This window comes from Niastella populi (assembly GCF_002078015.1).
In the GTDB taxonomy this organism is placed as follows: domain Bacteria; phylum Bacteroidota; class Bacteroidia; order Chitinophagales; family Chitinophagaceae; genus Niastella; species Niastella populi.
In genome coordinates, this window is record NZ_LWBP01000002.1 from 225,100 (window position 1) to 245,596 (window position 20,497).

A 20,497-nucleotide genomic window follows, 5' to 3' on the forward strand; every position below is an offset into this window, starting at 1 on the left:
AAACGCTAATGCGGCAGTTTTTCACGCAGGCGGCCATATACCCAGGTGCCCACAATAGCACTTAACAAGGTGACTATGATAACGGTAGCGCCGGTCCCTATCAATGCGTACAAAGGACCCGGGCAGGCGCCCGTTAAAGCCCAACCGGCGCCAAATAACAATCCGCCATAGATCTGGCCCTTATTGAATTGTTTGGAATGCAACTCAATGGGTTCGCCATATATTGTATTCACTTTGAATTTTTTAATGAGCCAAACCGAAATGATACCAGTTACAACAGCGGTTCCTATAACCCCGTACATATGAAAACTCTGCAGCCTGAACATTTCCTGTATCCGGAACCAGGAAACCACTTCCGATTTAATTAACAGAATTCCAAAGAGCAAACCGGCCACCAGGTATTTTATTGAATGCCACCACGGATGCCTGATCTGCGACTCATTTATGCAAATGGTATCCAGTGAGCGTACTTCAAAATCGGTATTGGCTTCTTTTATGATCGTTGGTTGTTTTTTTTCTCTCGCTTCCATTGTGTGGTCTTTACAGGTTTAAGATGACTGGAAGAATGAGGTTAGCGGTAACAAAGCCGCCGGCCATAAAGCAACAGGTTGCCACCAGCGATGGCCATTGCAAATTGGAAAGCCCCATAATGGCATGGCCCGATGTGCAGCCGCCGGCATACCGGGTACCAAAGCCCACCAGAAAACCACCGGCAACCATCAATAAAAAGCCGCGCAGCGTAAACAGCGAAGGCCAGTTGAACAGGTCGACCGGAATAATGGACGAATAGTCGTGAATGTTATATTGCTGAAGTTCGTTCACCAGTTTGGGATCTACCACTATCGGTTCGCCGCTGCTCAACCATTGGGTTGCCATAGCGGCACCCAGCACTATCCCTGCTACAAAGAACAGGTTCCAGCTTTCTTTACGCCAGTCGTATTTGAAAAATGGAATGTTAGCCGGAACACATGCCGCACAAATATGCCGTAATGAGGAGGAAACGCCGAATGTTTTATTACCCAAAATCAGCAGCAACGGCACCGTTAACCCTATCAGCGGTCCGGCCACATACCAGGGCCAGGGCTGTTTGATCCATTCCCAGAGTTGCATGTTGTATAAATTTTTGTAAAAATGGTTCTTTCATAAAAAAAGCTGTGCGACATAAATCACACAGCTATAAGTTAATTAAATTTTAGTTTATCGGCTTACCCGGTGCGCTCTTACCATTACAGCATGGTGGTAGGGCATACATAATCGGTAACCGGGAATTTTCCCGATTCCTTTATGGCTTTGAACCCGCCTTTAATATCGATCAGGTTATCGAAACCACGGGCCTTTAAAACTGAAATAAAGATCATTGACCGGTACCCGCCGGCACAATGTACATACCAGGTTTTGTTTTTATCAACCAGTTGCATGCTGTCGTTCACATAGTCAAGACTGGCATTTACCGCCCCTTTAACGTGCTCAGAATCGTATTCGCTTTGCTTGCGCACATCAAGCACATTGATGTTGGAACCGGCTTCAGCTGCCGCGGCCATTTCTGCAACAGAAACAGAGGTGATGCTATCGATCTCTTTGTTTGCATTTTTCCATGCCTCGAAACCGCCCTGCAGATATCCTATTGCATGATCGTAACCAACCCGGGCCAAACGGGTAACCACTTCTTCCTGGCGGCCTTCTTCCGCAACAATTAAAATAGCCTGTTTTATGTCGGGGATCAGTGCTCCTACCCAGGGCGCAAAATTGCCGTCGATGCCAATATTTATTGAGTTGGGAATAAATCCTTTTGCAAAAGTTTGCGGGTCGCGGGTATCGAGAACGAGTGCATTGGTTTCATTGGCTGCCGCTTCAAAGGCTTCAACGCCCAGTGGGTGTGTGCCTTTCCTGATCACTTCATTTATACTTTCATAACCCTGTTTGTTCAGCTGCACATTCAAAGGGAAATATTGAGGCGGGGCCATCAGGCCGGTTGTCACTTCTTTCACAAACTCATCTTTGGTCATATTCGCCCGCAGCGCATAATTCGTTTCTTTCTGATGGCCTAAAGTATCGGTTGTTTCCTTGCTCATGTTCTTACCACAGGCGCTGCCTGCTCCATGGGCAGGGTACACAGTTACCGAATCGGGCAGTGGCATTATCTTATTACGCAATGAATCGAACAACAAACCGGCCAGGTCTTCCTGGGTAAGATGCGCAGCTTTTTGAGCCAGGTCGGGACGGCCAACGTCGCCAATGAACAGCGTATCGCCGCTGAACAATGCTACTTCTTTTCCCTGTTCGTCTTTGAGCAGGTAACAGGTGCTTTCCATGGTATGCCCCGGGGTATGCAATACCGTGAACGTTATTTTACCCAGTTTAAATACTTCGCCATCGGTGGCAATATGCGCATCGAATGAAGGCGTAGCAGTAGGGCCATATACAATGCCTGCACCGGTTGCTTTAGCCAAGTCGACGTGACCCGATACAAAATCGGCATGAAAATGGGTTTCAAAAACGTATTTTATAGTGGCGCCATTACGCGTAGCTTTTTGTACATATGGGTCTATTTCGCGCAAAGGGTCAATTACCACAGCTTCACCTTCACTTTCTACATAATAAGCGCCCTGCGCGAGGCAACCGGTATAAATTTGTTCAATCTTCATTGTCTGTCTAGTTTAATAATCAACGTAATTTCTGAATAATGGTTTTAAAAGAATATGACATTTATCACAGAACAGGCTAATAATAAGCAGTGCCTGTTAAATACAACATAATTCATGTATCAGAATAAACAACCCTATTGCCATCACAAACCAGCCAAATCCTTTCTTCAACAACATTCCCGGTATCTTATCAGAAAAAGCGGTTCCCACAAAAATGCCCAATACGGCAATGCCGGTAAATGACAGTAACTGCGCCCAGTTAATGGTATAATGCGACAGGGTGCTGAAAAACCCAAAAAAAGAACTGAGGGCCATAATGGTCAGTGAAGTGCCAACCGCTATTTTCATGGGCAGCCTGCTGATGAGCACTAATGCGGGAATGATCAAAAATCCGCCGCCTGCGCCCAGTAAACCGGTAATTGCGCCAATCAGTAAACCCTGTATTAACAATCCGCCTCTTCGTTCTTTGCCAATTGCAGGCACGGGCGTTTTACTTTCCGAACGTATCATTGAAACAGCTGCAGCCAGCATTAACATGGCAAACAGCACCATCAGGAAAACACCTTTTGTTACTATCAAATTGCCTATGGTGAATAAATGTTCGGGTATCACCGGTAAAACGAACCGGCGAACCGCAAAAACCGATAACAGCGAAGGCAGGCCGAAATAAAGCACTACGTGGAAATCGATCAATCTTTTAAAATATGCGCGGGCGCCGCCGACTAAACTGCAACTGCCTACTACAAAAAGTGAATACGTTGTTGCCAACACCGGCTGCACATGCAGCAGGTACACAAATACGGGCACAGTAAGTATCGATCCTCCTCCACCTATTAAACCTAGCGATACGCCAATCAATACGGCTGATAAATAACCGGCTATTTCCATTTAATAATAAATAATTCGGTAAAACAACTACAGACAAGTTTTAATGATCATGTAACAGTTAACCGGGTATTGGCATACTGAACCATGCAATCATAAGGTGAAGGTGCGGGAAATTATAACTCCGGTAGGTGACGAAGGTCACAATAAGCATGATTGTGGTCAAAAATGTTTTCGCAGGCAAAAGGCGGCAACAGCATTTCTAATGCTTTCAACAATAAACAGCAGTTGCATTAAAACAACCGGCATTATTGTCAATAGTGTTTAATATTCTTCGGCTATAATTGAATAATTTCAATAGCATTGCGGTGCAGCTTCAACTTTCCGAACTGCTCCATTTTTTTCAACAGGCGCGAAATAACCTCACGCGAAGAATTCAATTCATTGGCAATTTCCTGGTGATTGATGGTAATATGGTTGGTACGCATGGTTTCCTGGTGTTTTTTTAAATAGAACTCCAGCCGTTCATCCATGCCGCGAAAGGCAATATGATCGATGGTGCTTAATAATTCTTCGAAACGCGCCCTGTATGTAGTGATCACGAAATAACTCCAGCTTCTGTATTTTCCCATCCATTCTTCCATTAAATGAAGAGGAATGGCTATGATTTCGGTATCCTTTACCGCCTTTGCCATAATGGCACTTCGTTTATGTTCGGCTGCGCACACCATCGATAATGCACATGCCTGGCCGGGTTGCAGGTAATACATGAAAAATTCATTGCCGTCATCGTCTTCCCGGTATATTTTAACCAATCCGTTAAGGATTAACATGGTTGAACGGAAATACTGGCCGGTGCGCATCAGCTGCTCATCGGTTTTGAACGAACGGATCTCACCCTGCTCCTCGATCTCACGCTGCAGTTCCTTTTCAAAAGCCGGGAATAGCTGGGGTATTGTGCTTATTTCCATATTGGGAATGTGATGTGTAAAAAAACAAAGTTGATAAATAAAATTTAAATACGGGCATCCCTTATTTTTGGGCCGACAAACCAACCTCCCTTTGCTGAAACTATTTTACCAGACTGAACTCGTTGAAGCCGGCTGCGATGAAGCAGGGCGCGGCTGTTTGGCCGGACCCGTGTTTGCAGCAGCAGTTATTCTTCCCGAAGGGTTTTACCACGAAAAACTGAACGATTCGAAACAGGTTACCGAAGAAGACCGGTACGAATTGAGGGGCTATATTGAAGAAAATGCCATTTGTTACCAGGTGGCCATGGTAGATCATGAAGAAATTGACCGCATCAATATCCTCAACGCTTCTTTCAAGGCCATGCACCTGGCCATTGAAAAATTAAAAAAGAAAGCCCAGTTCCTGATCATTGACGGGAACCGGTTCACCAAATACAAACGCATTCCCCATGCGTGCATTATACAGGGCGACGCACATTACGCCTCTATTGCGGCCGCCAGCATTCTGGCGAAAACCTACCGCGACGATTTTATGCGCAACCTGCACCCCGAATTCCCGGCATATAAATGGATCACCAACAAAGGGTATGGCACCAAAGAGCATCGTAAAGCCATCGAAGCGTTTGGTTTAACACCTTATCACCGCCGCTCGTTCCAATGTACTTCTTCCCAGCTGGAGCTCGATATGGAGTAGCCTACAACATTTCAGAAAAAAAATGCTGTTTTCTTTCCTGCCATTCACTTCTGATAATGCTGAAAAAAATTGAATCCCTTCGCCGGTTACTATGCATTTGCATATGGCTGCGCAATACGCCCTCGGGTTTCATCCCAACTTTAAGCAGGGCCGCCTTGGCGCGCTCGTTTAAATTGTCGGTCTTTACTTCAACCCTTTCCATTTTCATTACATCAAATGCAAAGGACAACAATGCAAATTTAGCCTCGCGGTTCACGCCGGTGCCTATGAATGGCGTGCCCAGCCAGGTACTGCCTATTTCAAGCCGTTTATCGTAAAATGAGATATTGAGAAAACTGGTACCGCCGCACACTTCATGTGTATGTTTGTCGATCACCGTGAACGGCATTCTCGTTTCCTGCTGTCTTTCGGTAAGCAATTGCTGCATCCAGGTTTTTAACTCCTGTTCATCGCTGAGGTCTTTTACAAAGTATTTCCATATTTCAGCCTCTTTCGACAGGGGCAGGAACACTTCATAATCCTGCATGGTCATCAGTCGTAACAATACCCTGGGCGTTTCGAGTGTAAAGTGGTCGGGGAAGAATGTCTGGTACTCGGTCTTCATGTTTGTGCAAGCTTCTTTTTCGTAAAATTAAGGCTTATGTATCTCGAACCTTTTCAAAATATGGTGTATTTAATTATCACATTATCTCATTATCACATTATCACATTATCACATTGGTCTCCCACACGCCGGCTCCCTGGCGCACCAACACGGGTTCATCGCCGGTGCAATCGATAACGGTAGAAGGAACCATGCCGCCAATTCCGCCGTCGGCCACTACATCAACCAGTTTTTCAAAATTATCGTGCATGATCTCAGGATCGGTATATTCTTCGACCATAGAACCAGGCAAAGTAGTACTTAAGATCGGACGGCCCAGTTCTTTCACAATGGTACGGGCAATCAGGTTATCGGGAATACGCAGGCCGATCGTATTTTTTTTGCTTTGCAGTATTTTGGGCACTTCCTTACTGGCCGGCAAAATGAATGTATATGGCCCCGGCAAATAGTGTTTTAACATCCTGTACATCGGCGTGCTGATGCTTTTTGTATACCTGCTTAAATCGCTGAGGTCGTAACATACGAAGGAAAGCTGCGCCTTTTGCGGATCGATATTTTTGATGCGGCAAATGCGCTCGATCGCTTTGTGCTGAAAAATATCGCAACCCAAACCATAGATCGTATCGGTGGGATAAATAATTATTCCGCCTTTCGACAAAACTTTTATGATTGTAGAAATGTTTCGCGGTTGTGGATTTTCAGGATGAAGATGTAACAACATATCGGCAAATTATAGTTTTTAATGTAAGCCACATAACTCTAACGGCAAAATGTGCGCCCGGGTGTCACATTTCATATTTTATAAAAATGTTAAAGCCGTTTATGTAATCCTTACCTCTTTATACAGTGGGCATGATTTTAATATTAAATTTGTGCAAACTTTTTTCATGCAGCTACAACATGTTGACCGCGTAGATAAGATCAGCGCAGAAGACTTTCAGCAGTATTTTTACATGCCGCTGAAACCAGTTGTCATTTCCAGCCTGGCACACCACTGGCCGGCCTATAACAAATGGAACTGGCAATATTTCAAGGACATTGTAGGCAGTAAAAGAGTTGGGCTGTACAATAACGTTAAAAGCGACGCCTACACACCAATCAACACCGCTGATGATTACAAGACCTTTGGTGAATATGTTGATATGATCAGCAAGGGGCCTGCAGGTTGGCGTATCTTCCTTTTTAATATTTTTGATCATGCACCACAGTTAACACAGGATTTCACCTGGCCCGATCATTTATTGAAAGGATTCGTGAAAAAATACCCCATGTTGTTTGTGGGCGGGGCCAGCAGCATAACACATATGCACTTCGACATTGACATGTCGCACATTTTGCATACCCAGTTTGCAGGCCGTAAAAAAGTGCTTCTCTTCCCTTTTGAAGAACAACATAAGCTTTACCGTAAGCCTTTCGAGGTATTGAGCCTGGCCGATTTTTCTAACTATGATCAGGAAAACAAACCCGATTATACCCAGTTCCCCGCATTGAAACTCGCCCGGGGTTATGAAGTGATCCTCAACCATGGCGATACCCTCTTTATGCCTGCCGGTTACTGGCATCATATGGAATACCTCGATAGCGGTTTTGCCATGAGCCTTAGAGCTTTACAATCCTCTATCGGTGGCAAGCTCAAAGGAGCCTGGAATCTGTTTGGAATGCGTAATATCGATACGCTGATGAAAAGAACAGCGCCCAAATGGTGGTACGAGTACAAAAAGACCAGTCTTTTGAAGGCCGCCGAAAAAGAATTGGAAGCTTTTGACGCCAGATAAAAAAAGATGGACTTTTTAATTGTCATTTGATCGAACTTAAGAAAACTGCCAGGAAGCGCGGACATTAAAAAATTTTAAGAAAAATATTGATTTTTAGCAAAACAGTCTTTATTTTTACCGGGCTATGTGCTGAAGTAATATTCTCACCGGCAGCGCACTCTGATGTTCTAATCCAATCTCCGGTTTTCCAACCATCCAATTTCCGTTAACCCTCCAATTTCCCATATAAATCATAAATAACTTTTTTAAGTACGGATATTCACATGTTCGTACCATAATTGTCCGCCACCCTTTTTAATTATATCTCTGTTTATCGTGCTGCTGATCCTTTGTGCTTAGAAACTGCAAATAAAAGATTGTACCAATAACTGAAACTAACTGCTTTTACTCCTGTATCAGCAGTCAATTTTCTAAAATACTATCGTAGAAGCAGGGAGTTCGCCCAGGCATGCAAAAGGCCTTTTGCCGGCATGTACCGATGCATTTCCTTCCGCTACAGTGTGATACCAGGTTTGTCCATCATCCATTGAACCCCGCTTCAATTAAATTATTATATAACAACAGATAGCTTAACTTCTTTCTTTTTGTGGTTTCAGAGGTAAGCACAGGCCGGCGATATCCATCGCTGGCTCCTTTTTTTACAGGGGTCGTAATGGCTGAAAATAAAAAAGCCCGCCCGTTTTACGGGAAGGCCATCTATATTTTACCGAAAAGAAATTTCAATTACTGATTACCGTCATCTTTCTATACCAAAACACCCGCACTGGTAACTGGGTATTTTTGTTTCACAATGAAAGGCCGCATTGTATTGAGCGGAGTTAGAAGGATTACGCAATGGTCCAGGTTTCTTTGCCACGCAACAGTTTGTCCAGGTCTCCTTTTCCTTTCGCCATCACTTCATCTATTTGCATTTGCATGCCATCTTCATAACACGGACGGTCGGTTTCATAAAACACGCCGAACGGGCGGGGCAAATGATCGGGTAAACGGGGATCGTCGAACATCCGCACAAGTATTTGCGCCTTGTAGAAATCTCTTTCATCATGAACCCACAGGTCGTTTACAGAAGCGCCCGCGTTCAAATCAACAACCACAGGTTTAAAACCTTCCAGCTTTATGCCTTTGTCCTGTTTGGCGCCAAATACAAGTGGGTTGCCATGTTCGAGGAAAAGCGTGTTATCGGGTTTGCTTGATTTTTCAGTAAACACTTCAAATGCACCATCATTAAAGATGTTACAGTTTTGATAGATCTCCAGGAAAGAAGCGCCTTTATGTTTATGGCTTCTTATCAATGCTTCCTGCAGGTGTTTGGGATCGCGGTCCATTGAACGGGCAATGAACGTGGCATCTGCCCCCATTGCCAATGCCAGCGGGTTGAACGGATGATCGATACTACCGAATGGCGTTGACTTGGTTACTTTGTTTTCTTCCGATGTCGGCGAGTACTGGCCTTTTGTTAACCCGTAGATCTGGTTATTGAAGAGCATTACATTCACATCGAAATTGCGGCGCAGCAAATGAATGGTATGGTTGCCACCAATGCTCAATCCATCGCCATCGCCCGTAACGATCCATACACTCAATTCAGGACGGGTAGCTTTCAATCCACTGGCAATAGCTGTAGCACGGCCATGGATCGAGTGCATACCATACGTGTTCATATAATAGGGGAAACGGCTGCTGCAGCCGATACCTGAAATGATAACGATGTTCTCCTTTGGAATACCCAAACCCGGCATGATCTTTTGCACCTGTGCCAAAATTGAATAGTCGCCGCAACCGGGGCACCACCGTACTTCCTGGTCGGTGGCAAAATCCTTTGGCGTCAGAGCGGGCGCTGTAGTTTCACTCATAGTTATATTATTACTGCAAAATTATCGGAATAACGAACATTGAACAAGGAATATTAATAGCATGGAACGTTAATATGACAAAGGGGTGACCGCCGGTCATAATTTGTTGGTTTTTAAGGCGGAAATAAGGCTGAATTCGTACATTCAACGCCTAAAATCCATCGCATGCAAAGGCTCGCATTTTTAATTTGTTTGCTCATTTCTGTTTCGGTGTGCGCGCAAGATAAACAACCTGTTTCCGTTACGGATATGCTTAAAATCAAATCTATCGGCAATGTGACCCTATCGCCCGATGGTAGCAGGGCCGCATTTACGGTGACCGAAATAGAAAATGATGGCGACAGCAAATGGGATTACAGGTACGTTACCCGGCTTTGGATGGTACCCACCGATGGCAGTTCCGCTCCCCGGCAACTGACCACCCGCGACAACGCTTCACAACCTGCCTGGAGCCCCGATGGAAAACAACTGGCCTTTACCCGCGCCGCTGATGGAAAAGCCCAGATCTTCCTGCTTTCCCTCGATGGCGGCGAGGCCAGGCAATTGACGAAATATAAATATGGCGCCAGTTCGCCCAGGTGGAGCCCCGATGGAAAACAAATACTGTTTGCCTGCAACATTCCCATGGCCGATCTTATAAAGGATTCTGTTTTGAACCCCGAAGGAAAAATTCCCGTGTGGCCTTACGAAAAACCAGGGTTCGATCGCAATGAACAACTCAGGCCATTAACTGCAAAAGCCAACCCCGATGGTTCAATTGAAGAAGTAAGAGCCTACCTCAATAATAACGTGACCGACAAAAAAGCAAGGGTCATCAATAAACTCAATTTTCAGGATGAGCTCAATATCAATGGCGACCTTGGCTTTATTCATTTCTTCGTTACCGGCACACAACCCGGCGATTCGCCGGTGGCGGTAACGCATGGATTTTACTCTTTTGCCTCCGCCGGTTATACCCCTGATGGCAAACAGCTTGTACTATCGGCGCATATCGATTCACTGCAACATCCCAACAGGGCGCTGGAAAACGAGATCTATATTGCCAATGCAGATGGCAGTGGTTTGCGCAGGATCATTGGCAAAGACAAAATGGTGTATTCTTCACCAACCATTTCCCCTTCGGGCAAATGGATGGCATTCCAGGTTTCCGAAACCTCATTTGTACGGGTGCCGCAACTGGCTGTAATGCCGGTGAATGGGTCAGAAAAAGATATCGTTTATATTCCGTTCGATCGGTCGAAAGCCAATATTACCTGGAGCGGGGATGAAAATTATTTGTACATCACCGCTCCCGCCAATGGCGGTTTTCCACTTTACCGGGTGAATGTAAAAACCAAACAGGTTGAACAATTAACCGATTATAATTCGGGCATCGGCAGTTTCGATATCGTCAACAACAAACTGGTTTTTGTAAAAACAGAGGTGGCCAGTCCTTTTGAGTTATACCTGGCCGACGGCAGTGCAAAGAATGCCAAACGCATCAGCAGCTTCAATTACGATTGGGTGAAAACCAAACAACTTTCTTTCCCTGAGAAAAAAACATTTACCAACGATAAGGGAATGACCATCGAGTACTGGATGATGAAACCGGCCAATTATACACCCGGCAAAAAATATCCTGTTGTACTTGAAATTCATGGCGGCCCTTCAGCTATGTGGGGGCCCGGCGAAAGCTCTATGTGGCACGAATACCAGTTCTTTTGCAGTAAAGGGTATGGCGTTGTGTATTGCAACCCACGCGGCAGTGGCGGGTATGGCGAAAAATTCCTTCGCGCCAACATCAACGACTGGGGCAGGGGCCCTTCTGGCGATGTATTGACCGCATTGGACAAAACAGTTAAAGAAGGGTGGATCGACACCTCGAAAATGGTAGTCACCGGCGGATCATATGCCGGCTACCTGGTGGCCTGGATCATTGCACATGATCACCGGTTTAAAGCGGCCTGCTCACAGCGGGGCGTATACGATCTAAGCACATTCTTCGGCGAAGGCAATGCCTGGCGGCTGGTACCTAATTATTTTGGCGGCTATCCCTGGGAGGCGGCCGCAAAAGCCAACCTGCAACGTGAATCGCCCATCACTTATGTACAAAACATCAAAACACCATATATCATCTTTCACGGCGACAATGACCGCCGTACCGGTTTTGTAGAAAGCGAAATGTTGTACCGCAGCCTGAAAGTCCTGGGCCGCCCCGTTGAATATGTACGGCATCCCAATGCTAGCCATGAAATTACCCGCAGCGGCGATAACCGCCAACGCATAGACCAGATGTTACGCACCTGGGAATTCTTTGAACGCTGGATCAAATAAGCGCTCAGTATGCAAGTGTTGGAAGAAATGATAACGGCACAATCAGGATATCGCCTGCAAAAAAAAGAGTGGGTCTCCGCCAACCGGCCGAAACCCACTCTGTATTGCAACGGGCTGCTGTATGCCAGCCGTTCCGAATTATTTAAAACTGAAAGCAACGCCTATCTGACCTACACGGTTCGAATAATCGGGCAAATTGTTTTTCGAAATATCAGCTAATCCCAGATTGTAGCGCGCATAAAAACCTACACTGCGGGTAGCCTGAATGCCAACGCCGAATCCAAGGCCGATATCTACTTTTTTGAAGTTTTGGTCTCCTTCCCATTTATCATCATCGTTTTTATAATTTGCTGCCAGCAAAAAACCTAATTGCGGCCCAAATTCCAAATAAAACTTTTTTATGGGATGAAACTGGAACATCACCGGCAACTGCAGGTAACTCAGCGCCAGCGTATATTCATCGCCTAAAGAAATAAATTGCTGACCCTGTCCTGAATACAGCAACTCGGGTTGAATGCGCCATTGCGAACTGAGGCGGCCATTTAAAAAAACGCCCACATGCCCGCTCAACCTGTTATCGCCATTGAAACCTGCAATGTCTGAGATATTAAGTCCGCCTTTTATTCCTACGGTCATAATTTTTCTTTGGGCTTGCGTACTCATACCAAGTATAAGAAACATGGTAAGGGCTAAAACATCTTTTTTCATGTTGAAAGGTAGTTTAGTTTATTGCGTCCAAGGCGGGCAAAGCTTATGCCATTTAATGTTATGTGTTGAAGCAACCTGTTAATTCATTGAGAGTGTTTGCACAACACCCATATTAACCGTATTGAGCTGTTGTTGTTGTTTAAGTACATAGCCTGAAAAGCGGGTCATTACCGAATCAGGTAAGGGAACCGAAGGAGGAAATGTTTGCTGAAGCGGATTAACCTGTTTACCGTTTTTCCAGAAGCGATAACATACGTGCGGGCCGGTAGCCAAACCGGTGCTGCCCACATATCCTATTACCTGTCCCTGCCGTACACTTTGACCGGCGCGAACCGCCTGTTTGGTCATGTGCAGGTATTGGGTTGAATAGGTATCATCATGTTTGATCTTAACGAAATTACCATTGTTGTTAGTGAACTCCGATTCAATAACTACACCATCACCGGTAGCGATAATAGGCGTTCCTTCGGGCGCAGCATAATCTGTACCCAAATGCGTTTTCCATCTTTTTTGTACAGGATGAAAACGCCTTAATGAATAACCTGAAGTTATATGGCTGAATTTAAGCGGCGCCTTTAAAAACGATTTACGCAGGCTTTTTCCTTTTTCATCATAATAGTCGCCTGCTTCTGTTGTATCGGATCTGTAATAAAAGGCATAGAACTTTTCACCGTTATGCGAAAACACAGCCGACTGAATAGCGCCTGTTTCAACCGGTTCATCTTTTATATACCGTTGTTCGTATAATATTTTGAAATAGTCGCCATCGTGTATTGAATAAAAATCTACCGTATAGGCGTACAGGTCGGCCATTTTCATCGCCAGTGAGGGATCGATGCCCGATCTTTGAAATGTTTCATATACCGATCCGTCGATAATGCCTGAAGCTGTTTCCAGCCGGGCGGTAACCTGTCTTTTTCCGGCAACCACTTTTACCGAATCGCGCAGGTCGTACATAACATAGTCGATAGCGTTAGGCTGGTAAACGAAGTAACATACTTTATGTGTAGTGTCTTTTGATGCAAACACGGTGTATTGCGCACCGGCTTTCATTTTACGTACATCGTAAACGTATTTCGATTTCGCCTGCAGCCTCGATATCGTATTGGTATCTACATTATACAATTCCAGTATGGAAGCCAGGTATTCATTGCGTTGAATAACGCTTTCGGTAACGTTAAATGAATCGAGCGGAAGGCCGAACCGGCGCGGAATTATTTTTTCAGTTGAATCTTTTTTTGCCTGGGGTGCTCTTTCGCCCGGTAAAGAAAGGTTCAAACTGCTCAATACAATTACCGCCACAATTAAGATGGCCATAAGTGAAAAAGCAATGCCCCAATCCCTGTGTGTAAACATATATGTTTAATTGCCGGTTTTGTTAAGCGGCTTGTTAGCGCAAAAACAATGCCCGGCGGTGTTTTAACGTATGCCTTTTTTATTTCATTTTAAAGTCAGGCAGTTACAGTAATTAATTAAGCATGATATATGCCTGCCATTTGCCGGCATCCATTGGCAGGAATCGTAAAAATACGTTAGCCGGCCTTAATTTACATGCCAGCTGCAATACGGTTAAGAACGGAAATGTGTTCGGGATTATTTATTGATCGCGGTTTTTTTAAAAATGAATTAACATCCCCTATCCTATTACATTCCTGCTGAATGGTAACAGAGACAGTTCCATTAATTTCAAATGCTGGCGGCCGAAAGGAATTCCAATGATAGTGATATAAAAAATGGCGGCAAACACTAAATGAACGATTGCCGTATATAGTCCGCCACATACCAGCCAGATGATATTGAATAATAGCGGCAGGCATCCTTCGCCACCCTGTTTAGGTACGATACTTTTACCAAAAGGCCATAATACCACACCGGCTAGTTTAAAACACTGCAAACCCCAGGGAATGCCAATGATGGTAATGCATAGGACGAAACCGCCTACTATATATCCGATGGCGGCCAAAAAGCCGCCAAATACCAGCCAGATGATATTACCTAGAAAATTCATTTCGATGTTTGTATTATTTGTTTTTCTTTATATAAAGAACGGTATGCAAACAACGCGCTCAACAGCATCAGTGCACCGCCCAAAACAAATGGCGCGCCGGCAAACTCTATGGGAGCCGATTTCTTTGTAAAATAATTAAAAAGCTGCGTCATTAACAATGGACCAACTATCGACGTTAAACTCATCAAACTGGTAAGTATACCCTGTAATTCACCCTGCGCATTCGGCGGCACATGGCTCGATATGGTAGCCTGTAATGCCGGCCCCGCAATACCGCCGAGGCAATAAGGTACTAAAAAAACAAACATCATCCACGATTGGGTGGCAAATGCAAACAGGAACATTCCTGCAGAATACAATAAAAGGCCGATATAAATGCTTCGGGTATTACCCAGTATCGGATGCACCTTCCCCATCAGCCAGGTTTGTACAAGCGCCACAAGCACACCTACAACACCCAGCGAAAAACCGATCATTCTTTCACTCCAGTTGAATTTGTAAACGGTAAAATAGTTCCAGTTGCTTTGCACGGCATGGGCGGCAATATATACAAGCACCATCGAAAGCACCAGGCCGCTTATGCCGGGATAATTTTTCAATTGCATTAACGCACCTGACGGGTATGCACGTTTCCATTCGAATTGACGGCGGTGCGCTTTATCGAGTGATTCGGGTAAAACAAAATAGCCGTATAACCAATTCACCAAACACAAAACAGCTGCAGCGTAAAATGGCGCACGCAGCCCGAACCCGCCTAACAAACCGCCTATAACGGGGCCAATAATAAATCCCAATCCAAATGCCGCACCGATCATTCCAAAATTCTTCGCCCTGTTATCGGCATCGCTTATGTCGGCGATGTAGGCAGAGGCCGTTGTAAAACTGGCGCCCGTTATGCCTGAAATAACCCGGCCAACGAACAGCCAGGCATATGTTGGGGCAAAGGCCATAAACAAATAATCGATCCCAAAACCAAATAATGAAAACAGCAGCACGGGCCGGCGGCCATACTTGTCGCTTAAAGCGCCCAATAAAGGAGCTATCAAAAATTGCATAAGCGCATATACCGTTACCAACCAGCCGCCGTATTTACTGGTTTCACCTGCCGGTATATGTAAAAGCTCCGATATAAGGTTGGGCATTACAGGAATAATCAATCCCCAGCCAATAACATCTACCAGAATGGTAATGAAGATAAATTTCAATGCTGCTGAGCGTCCTGTTTTCATATATTACAAAGTTGCTGCAAAGTAAAAGGCTTTTTTTAACTATGGTGGTATAATTATTTTAGTATATGCAACATTACTAATTTGAAATAAGCCACGTAAAACAATGTCCAACCCGCAATGGCATATCGGTTGTTCGGGATTTCATTATAAGGAATGGAAAGAAATATTTTACCCCAAAGGGCTGCCTCAGCGTTTGTGGCTCGATCACTATTGTAAACATTTCAATACACTTGAGCTGAACGTTACTTTTTACCGCTTTCCGCAATTATCTTTTTTACTTAACTGGTATCAGAAAACACCTGCAAATTTTTCATTTGCAGTAAAAGCGCCCCGCCTTATCACACATTACAAAAAGTTCAAAGCCGTGGAATCGCCGCTTGGCGATTTTTACGCAACCATACAGGAAGGTTTAAAAGAAAAATTAGGCTGTGTTTTATTTCAGTTGCCCGCACAAATTCATTTCTCCGAAGAAGTATTGCAAAAGATCGTACAGCACCTGAACCCTGCTTTTGTTAACGTCGTTGAGTTCCGGCATAGTTCGTGGTGGCAAATGAAAGTTAGGGATACATTGAGCAGGCATAACATAAGTTTTTGCGGCATCAGCCACCCCTTATTGCCCGATGACGTGGTTGTAAATACTGAAACAGTTTATTACCGCTTTCATGGTGTTCCGCATTTATATTACTCTGTTTACAATGATAGTTTTTTACAACTGGTTGTAAATGCTATACAAAAAGCTAAACAGGCAAAACAGATATTTATATACTTCAATAACACGGCGCAAACCGCTGCTATACAAAATGCTCAATATGTGCAACAGCTTTTGACATCATAAGCTGCGGTAATTTGCCGGTAGTGTTATGCCGCCGTACTTTGTAATTACTTTCCCCTCTGTAAAAACCTGCATTACATATAAACATGTATACGCTGAACTTGATTTATGCTAAGAAAAAAGAGATTTTGAAAAGAAGATATCCTCAACTGTCTTTTTCACACTTTAAGTTCGTTAATTTGCCTTGCACTTTTTTTATACGAAGTCCATGGTTAAGGTCCTGAAAATTTTTACAATCCGTACTACGTTTTAATTGTACCCTGTGAAGCATAATTACATTTAATTAAAGTCCCTTTGTATGAAAAGCCTGATGCAATTAACTCACACCGTACCATCCTCTCAAACCGTAACAGAACCTGTTCCCCTTCACCGGCTTATTGATCAACTAATGGTAGGCCTATTACCGCTTGTAACCGGTAAAAAGAGCTTCATTATCAATGACGTCGACCAAACATTCCACCTTCAGGCCGATGAGAATTTGCTGGCCTATGTGCTGGGCAACCTGCTAAGCGGCGCAATTAATGGTTCTGAAAATGTATGTATAAGGGTTGAAGCAATCTGTAATAAGGAGGGGGTACAGGTACGTGTTCGTAATAATGGTACTTATTTCTACAGTACAGTTTCGAACGGTTTTTCGCACGTGGTGCAGGCTGCCCGGCAACTAGGCGGCAATATCAGCATCTACAATCAGCACAACGAGGGCACTACGCTCACTTTTTCAATGGCTGTACCCGTTCAAACAATTTGCTAAGGCAGCTTCGCCCTGTTCAATTTTATTCGCCGGTCAAACACATAATAAAAAACCCCGACGGTACCGTCGGGGCTAATATTTTAACCTAACAGGATTAATAACGGTTGTTATAGCTGTTGTTACGGCTAAATGAACGTTTTTCACCACCGCCATTGCTACCACGCTCTTCGCGAGGACGAGCTTCGGCAACTTTGATCTCCCGGCCTTCTACTCTTCCGCCATCCAGTTCAGCGATTGCCTTTCTGGCAGCTTCATCATTAGGCATTTCAACAAAACCAAATCCACGGCTTTTGCCAGTGAATTTATCGGTGATTACACGGGCAGAAGAAACTTCGCCATACTCAGCAAAAAAGCCTTCCAAGTCGTCATCTGTTACGTTGAAACTTAAATTCGAAACATAAATGTTCATACTACTAACTAAAATTGGTTAAAAATTTTTAATGGATCTGAGGAAAAGCAGGGAGAAAATGAAGACTAACAACTATTAGCAGAAATGCGTAGCGAGATATATCGTTCACTTACCATATGCTATTATCACTCAAATGTGGAGGCAAAGATACTTTATTCACGTTGAATTACAATGCGCATCCGGGTTCCCGGAACGTTAATTTATTCCAACACATGTTTCCCGCTTCAAAAACATCTAATGGTTTACAACGGAACTGAAATTCGTACAATCGATGCAATAATCGATTGCAGCCGGTTTCAAAAAACATAAGCGGTTACCATTACCAAAATTGGCGGTTTTTACTATAACCGCATTACATCTGTTATCAGATCGCGTTGGTTTTCGCTGCCTTCCGAAACCCGCGTCTTGCGTTGTAACATGAATCCTGTATCTTGTATTTAATCGTTTTTTAACCCATTCAATAGCTAAAACACCATCCGCTATGCTTTTCAAAAAGAAAATTACGGTTGCCGGCACGTTGGTTGCCCTGGTAGTACTGGGTATTGCAGCCAGCGCTCCTGCCGAACCCACTTACAAAAACCTGAAAGTACTGCCTAAAAATATTAGTCACGACGAGCTTGACAGCGTCATGCACCAGTTCAACAGTTCGCTGGGGGTTAAATGTAATTTTTGCCATGCTTCCCAAAAAGACAATCCCCGTAAGCTTGATTTTGCAAGCGATGAAAAAGGTGAAAAGAACGTAACCCGCGATATGATGCGTATGACCGACCGCATCAACAAAAAATTCTTCAATTTCAAAAAAGGCGATCAACAAAGTATTCCGCCGGTAGGTTGTATGACCTGTCATCATGGTAGCCCGCACCCTGAAGCGCAGGCGCCGAAAGCAGAAAGAAAAGCGCCGCCGGCAGTTCCGCAAACCGCCGGTAAATAACATTGCATAAAATGTGAAACGGCAGCCGTGAAACATGAAGGCTCGCGATATTCGAAATTAAATTTCCAACCTTGTACTGCCAAAGATCTTTTAACGCTTTGCACCCGCCTTGCGCCACCGCTAAAGCTATGGCGGCACGCGGTCGCTTACGCTGTGGGCAGACAAGGATTGCCGATCTGTTCGCGCCGCCGGCAAAGCCTTTGGCGATGCACGGCTGAAGCCCTGGCATAGGCGGATTGCCAATTGCCAATCATGAGTCATGCGTACGGACTTTCACGTTTGCCGTTTCACCTTTCACAGCCTGCCCCAATGGAGTCGGGGATTGCTTGTTCCGCAAACGTTTACGTTAGATAAACCCAAACTATTTCTTGAATAATGGTTTGTGTTTCGCCATCCGGCTGCAACATTGCAGGCAGTAATTTGATAATTTTCAAATTTCGCATTCCCCTCCCCCCTATTTGCAATTTACCTACTTTTGCAACCTTATCTATTTGCAATGAGTGCACAACAATTTGATTTTGGCATGATTGGCCTCGGCGTTATGGGCAGAAATTTTCTGTTGAACATGGCCGACCACGGTTTTAAAGTAATCGGTTTCGACAAAGACAATCAGAAAACCTCGGCCCTTGAATCGGATGCTACCGCAGGTACTACGGTAAAAGGCGTTGGTTCGTTACAGGATATGATCAGCCAGCTGGCAGTTCCGCGGAAGATCATGATGCTGGTGCCTGCCGGCAAACCCGTTGACGATGTCATTGAAAGCCTGCTGCCCCTGGTGCAAAAAGGCGATATCATTATCGACGGTGGGAACAGTCATTTTACCGATACGCTGAGACGTGTTACCTGGCTGCAGGGCAAAGGCATTCATTTTATGGGTATAGGCGTTTCAGGCGGCGAACAGGGTGCACGTACCGGTCCAAGCATTATGCCCGGCGGCGATCCCGAAGCATATCCGCATGTACGTCCCATGCTCGAGGCCGTTGCCGCCAAAGTTGATTCAATTCCCTGCGTGGCCCACCTCGGAAAAGGCGCTGCCGGCCACTATGTTAAAATGGTGCACAACGGCATAGAGTATGCCATCATGCAACTGATAAGCGAAAGCTACGACCTGCTGCACCGCGGTCTTGGATTGAGCAATGATGAACTGCATACCGTTTTCGATTCGTGGAATAAAGGAGATCTGCGTTCTTTCCTTATAGAGATCACTGCCGACATATTTTTACAACCCGATGATAAAACGCCTAACCGCCTTGTTGACATGATCCTCGATAAAGCCGGCGCAAAAGGCACCGGTAAATGGACATCACAGGACGCTATGGACCTGGGCGTTCCCATTCCCACTATCGATATGGCCGTTACCATGCGTAACCTGTCGGCTTTAAAAAATGAACGGGTTCACGCCTCTACTTTGTACCCTGAAAACAGGAGTTTGATTGGCGTGCCTAAAGAACAATTTATTCAACAGGTGCACGACGCCCTGCTGTTTGCCACCATCATCAGTTATGCACAGGGGCTGGCGCAACTGCACAAAGCAAGCACCGAGCTCGATATGCAGATACCCATGCCGCAGGTTGTAAGCGTTTGGCGCGGCGGCTGTATTATCCGTTCCACCCTGCTCGGTCTTTTTGGAAACGCTTACAAAACGAACCCTCAGTTGTCGAATTTGTTATTAGATGGCGGTGTTGCCAAAATACTGCAGGAAAAAGCAGCCGGTCTTCGCGCGGTAGCGGCGCTGGCCATTCAGCACAGCATACCTGCGGGGGCATTGATGAGCGCACTGAGCTATTTCGAAACCTACAGAAGCAATCAATTACCTATTAACCTGCTGCAGGCGCAACGCGATTATTTTGGCGCACATACCTATCAGCGTATCGACCAGGAAGGCAGTTTCCATACATCCTGGGGTAAGAAATAACGATCGTTAAAGCAGACAGGAGCTAATAAGAAAA

Annotated in this window: 20 protein-coding genes; 7 read left to right on the forward strand and 13 right to left on the reverse strand. The window is 44.9% G+C overall.

Annotated features, from left to right (window positions below):
• Nucleotides 1-5: 5 nt before the first annotated feature.
• The 5 genes from A4R26_RS03375 to A4R26_RS03395 all read right to left on the reverse strand — a co-directional run bounded on the left by A4R26_RS03375 (nt 6) and on the right by A4R26_RS03395 (nt 4,441).
• Entirely contained in the window at nt 6-530 is a 525-nt protein-coding gene (locus A4R26_RS03375) for a DUF6691 family protein (RefSeq protein WP_081160302.1), read from the reverse strand.
• A gap of 10 nt (nt 531-540) precedes the next feature.
• Nucleotides 541-1,110 carry a YeeE/YedE family protein gene (locus A4R26_RS03380; protein ID WP_081160307.1) on the reverse strand — a complete coding sequence of 190 codons (570 nt, stop codon included), beginning with the start codon at nt 1,108-1,110 and terminating at the stop codon, nt 541-543.
• Between the two features lie 116 nt (nt 1,111-1,226).
• Nucleotides 1,227-2,645 (reverse strand): MBL fold metallo-hydrolase, encoded by a 1,419-nt coding sequence (locus A4R26_RS03385; RefSeq protein WP_081160311.1) that lies wholly within the window; start codon nt 2,643-2,645, stop codon nt 1,227-1,229.
• 96 nt (nt 2,646-2,741) lie between these two features.
• Nucleotides 2,742-3,533 carry a sulfite exporter TauE/SafE family protein gene (locus A4R26_RS03390; protein WP_081160315.1) on the reverse strand — a complete coding sequence of 264 codons (792 nt, stop codon included), beginning with the start codon at nt 3,531-3,533 and terminating at the stop codon, nt 2,742-2,744.
• A gap of 275 nt (nt 3,534-3,808) precedes the next feature.
• On the reverse strand, nt 3,809-4,441 hold the full coding sequence (locus A4R26_RS03395; RefSeq protein WP_081160319.1) for a Crp/Fnr family transcriptional regulator: 633 nt from the start codon (nt 4,439-4,441) through the stop codon (nt 3,809-3,811).
• A gap of 91 nt (nt 4,442-4,532) precedes the next feature.
• On the opposite strand from A4R26_RS03395, the gene rnhB reads away from it, so the two are divergent.
• A complete protein-coding gene (gene rnhB / locus A4R26_RS03400) occupies nt 4,533-5,135 on the forward strand; it encodes a ribonuclease HII (protein WP_081160615.1) in 603 nt (200 codons plus the stop codon).
• Between the two features lies 1 nt (nt 5,136).
• Here the strand turns inward: rnhB and A4R26_RS03405 are convergent, their stop codons facing one another.
• Together A4R26_RS03405 and A4R26_RS03410 are read right to left on the reverse strand one after the other, a co-directional pair.
• The gene (locus A4R26_RS03405) at nt 5,137-5,739 is read right to left on the reverse strand and encodes a GNAT family N-acetyltransferase (RefSeq protein WP_081160329.1); all 603 of its coding nucleotides are present in this window, start codon (nt 5,737-5,739) and stop codon (nt 5,137-5,139) included.
• 100 nt (nt 5,740-5,839) lie between these two features.
• Entirely contained in the window at nt 5,840-6,460 is a 621-nt protein-coding gene (locus tag A4R26_RS03410) for an L-threonylcarbamoyladenylate synthase (protein ID WP_081160333.1), read from the reverse strand.
• A gap of 166 nt (nt 6,461-6,626) precedes the next feature.
• On the opposite strand from A4R26_RS03410, the gene A4R26_RS03415 reads away from it, so the two are divergent.
• A complete protein-coding gene (locus A4R26_RS03415; protein WP_081160618.1) occupies nt 6,627-7,514 on the forward strand; it encodes a cupin-like domain-containing protein in 888 nt (295 codons plus the stop codon).
• Between the two features lie 827 nt (nt 7,515-8,341).
• Here the strand turns inward: A4R26_RS03415 and A4R26_RS03420 are convergent.
• A complete protein-coding gene (locus tag A4R26_RS03420) occupies nt 8,342-9,367 on the reverse strand; it encodes a 2-oxoacid:ferredoxin oxidoreductase subunit beta (protein ID WP_081160338.1) in 1,026 nt (341 codons plus the stop codon).
• 249 nt (nt 9,368-9,616) lie between these two features.
• Here A4R26_RS03420 and A4R26_RS03425 point away from each other — a divergent pair, with 249 nt between their 5' ends.
• Nucleotides 9,617-11,680, forward strand: coding sequence for a S9 family peptidase (locus A4R26_RS03425; RefSeq protein WP_242674809.1), 2,064 nt, complete (start codon nt 9,617-9,619; stop codon nt 11,678-11,680).
• 138 nt (nt 11,681-11,818) lie between these two features.
• On the opposite strand, the gene A4R26_RS03430 is transcribed toward A4R26_RS03425, so the two are convergent.
• From A4R26_RS03430 to A4R26_RS03445, 4 genes are all read right to left on the reverse strand, one after another.
• Nucleotides 11,819-12,388, reverse strand: coding sequence for a porin family protein (locus A4R26_RS03430; protein WP_081160347.1), 570 nt, complete (start codon nt 12,386-12,388; stop codon nt 11,819-11,821).
• A 78-nt stretch (nt 12,389-12,466) separates the two neighbouring features.
• The gene (locus A4R26_RS03435; RefSeq protein WP_081160352.1) at nt 12,467-13,744 is read right to left on the reverse strand and encodes a M23 family metallopeptidase; all 1,278 of its coding nucleotides are present in this window, start codon (nt 13,742-13,744) and stop codon (nt 12,467-12,469) included.
• A 280-nt stretch (nt 13,745-14,024) separates the two neighbouring features.
• Nucleotides 14,025-14,396 carry a YccF domain-containing protein gene (locus A4R26_RS03440; protein WP_081160357.1) on the reverse strand — a complete coding sequence of 124 codons (372 nt, stop codon included), beginning with the start codon at nt 14,394-14,396 and terminating at the stop codon, nt 14,025-14,027.
• Complete coding sequence (locus A4R26_RS03445; protein ID WP_081160362.1) at nt 14,393-15,625, reverse strand: TCR/Tet family MFS transporter; 1,233 nt, start codon at nt 15,623-15,625, stop codon at nt 14,393-14,395. Before A4R26_RS03445 ends, A4R26_RS03440 begins: the two co-directional genes overlap by 4 nt.
• A 103-nt stretch (nt 15,626-15,728) precedes the next feature.
• Between A4R26_RS03445 and A4R26_RS03450 the strand changes: the two genes are divergently transcribed.
• Both A4R26_RS03450 and A4R26_RS03455 read left to right on the forward strand, forming a co-directional pair.
• Complete coding sequence (locus tag A4R26_RS03450) at nt 15,729-16,460, forward strand: DUF72 domain-containing protein (RefSeq protein WP_081160367.1); 732 nt, start codon at nt 15,729-15,731, stop codon at nt 16,458-16,460.
• 295 nt (nt 16,461-16,755) lie between these two features.
• Nucleotides 16,756-17,208: a sensor histidine kinase gene (locus A4R26_RS03455; RefSeq protein ID WP_081160372.1), complete on the forward strand. Its 453-nt coding sequence runs from the start codon at nt 16,756-16,758 to the stop codon at nt 17,206-17,208.
• Nucleotides 17,209-17,302: 94 nt separating this feature from the next.
• Here A4R26_RS03455 and rbp read toward each other — a convergent pair whose 3' ends face one another.
• Nucleotides 17,303-17,617: an RNA-binding regulator gene (rbp, locus tag A4R26_RS03460; protein WP_081160376.1), complete on the reverse strand. Its 315-nt coding sequence runs from the start codon at nt 17,615-17,617 to the stop codon at nt 17,303-17,305.
• 481 nt (nt 17,618-18,098) lie between these two features.
• Between rbp and A4R26_RS03470 the strand changes: the two genes are divergently transcribed.
• Nucleotides 18,099-18,548 (forward strand): c-type cytochrome, encoded by a 450-nt coding sequence (locus A4R26_RS03470; RefSeq protein WP_081160387.1) that lies wholly within the window; start codon nt 18,099-18,101, stop codon nt 18,546-18,548.
• Nucleotides 18,549-19,044: 496 nt separating this feature from the next.
• The gene (gene gnd / locus A4R26_RS03475; protein ID WP_081160392.1) at nt 19,045-20,463 is read left to right on the forward strand and encodes an NADP-dependent phosphogluconate dehydrogenase; all 1,419 of its coding nucleotides are present in this window, start codon (nt 19,045-19,047) and stop codon (nt 20,461-20,463) included.
• Nucleotides 20,464-20,497 lie beyond the last annotated feature (34 nt).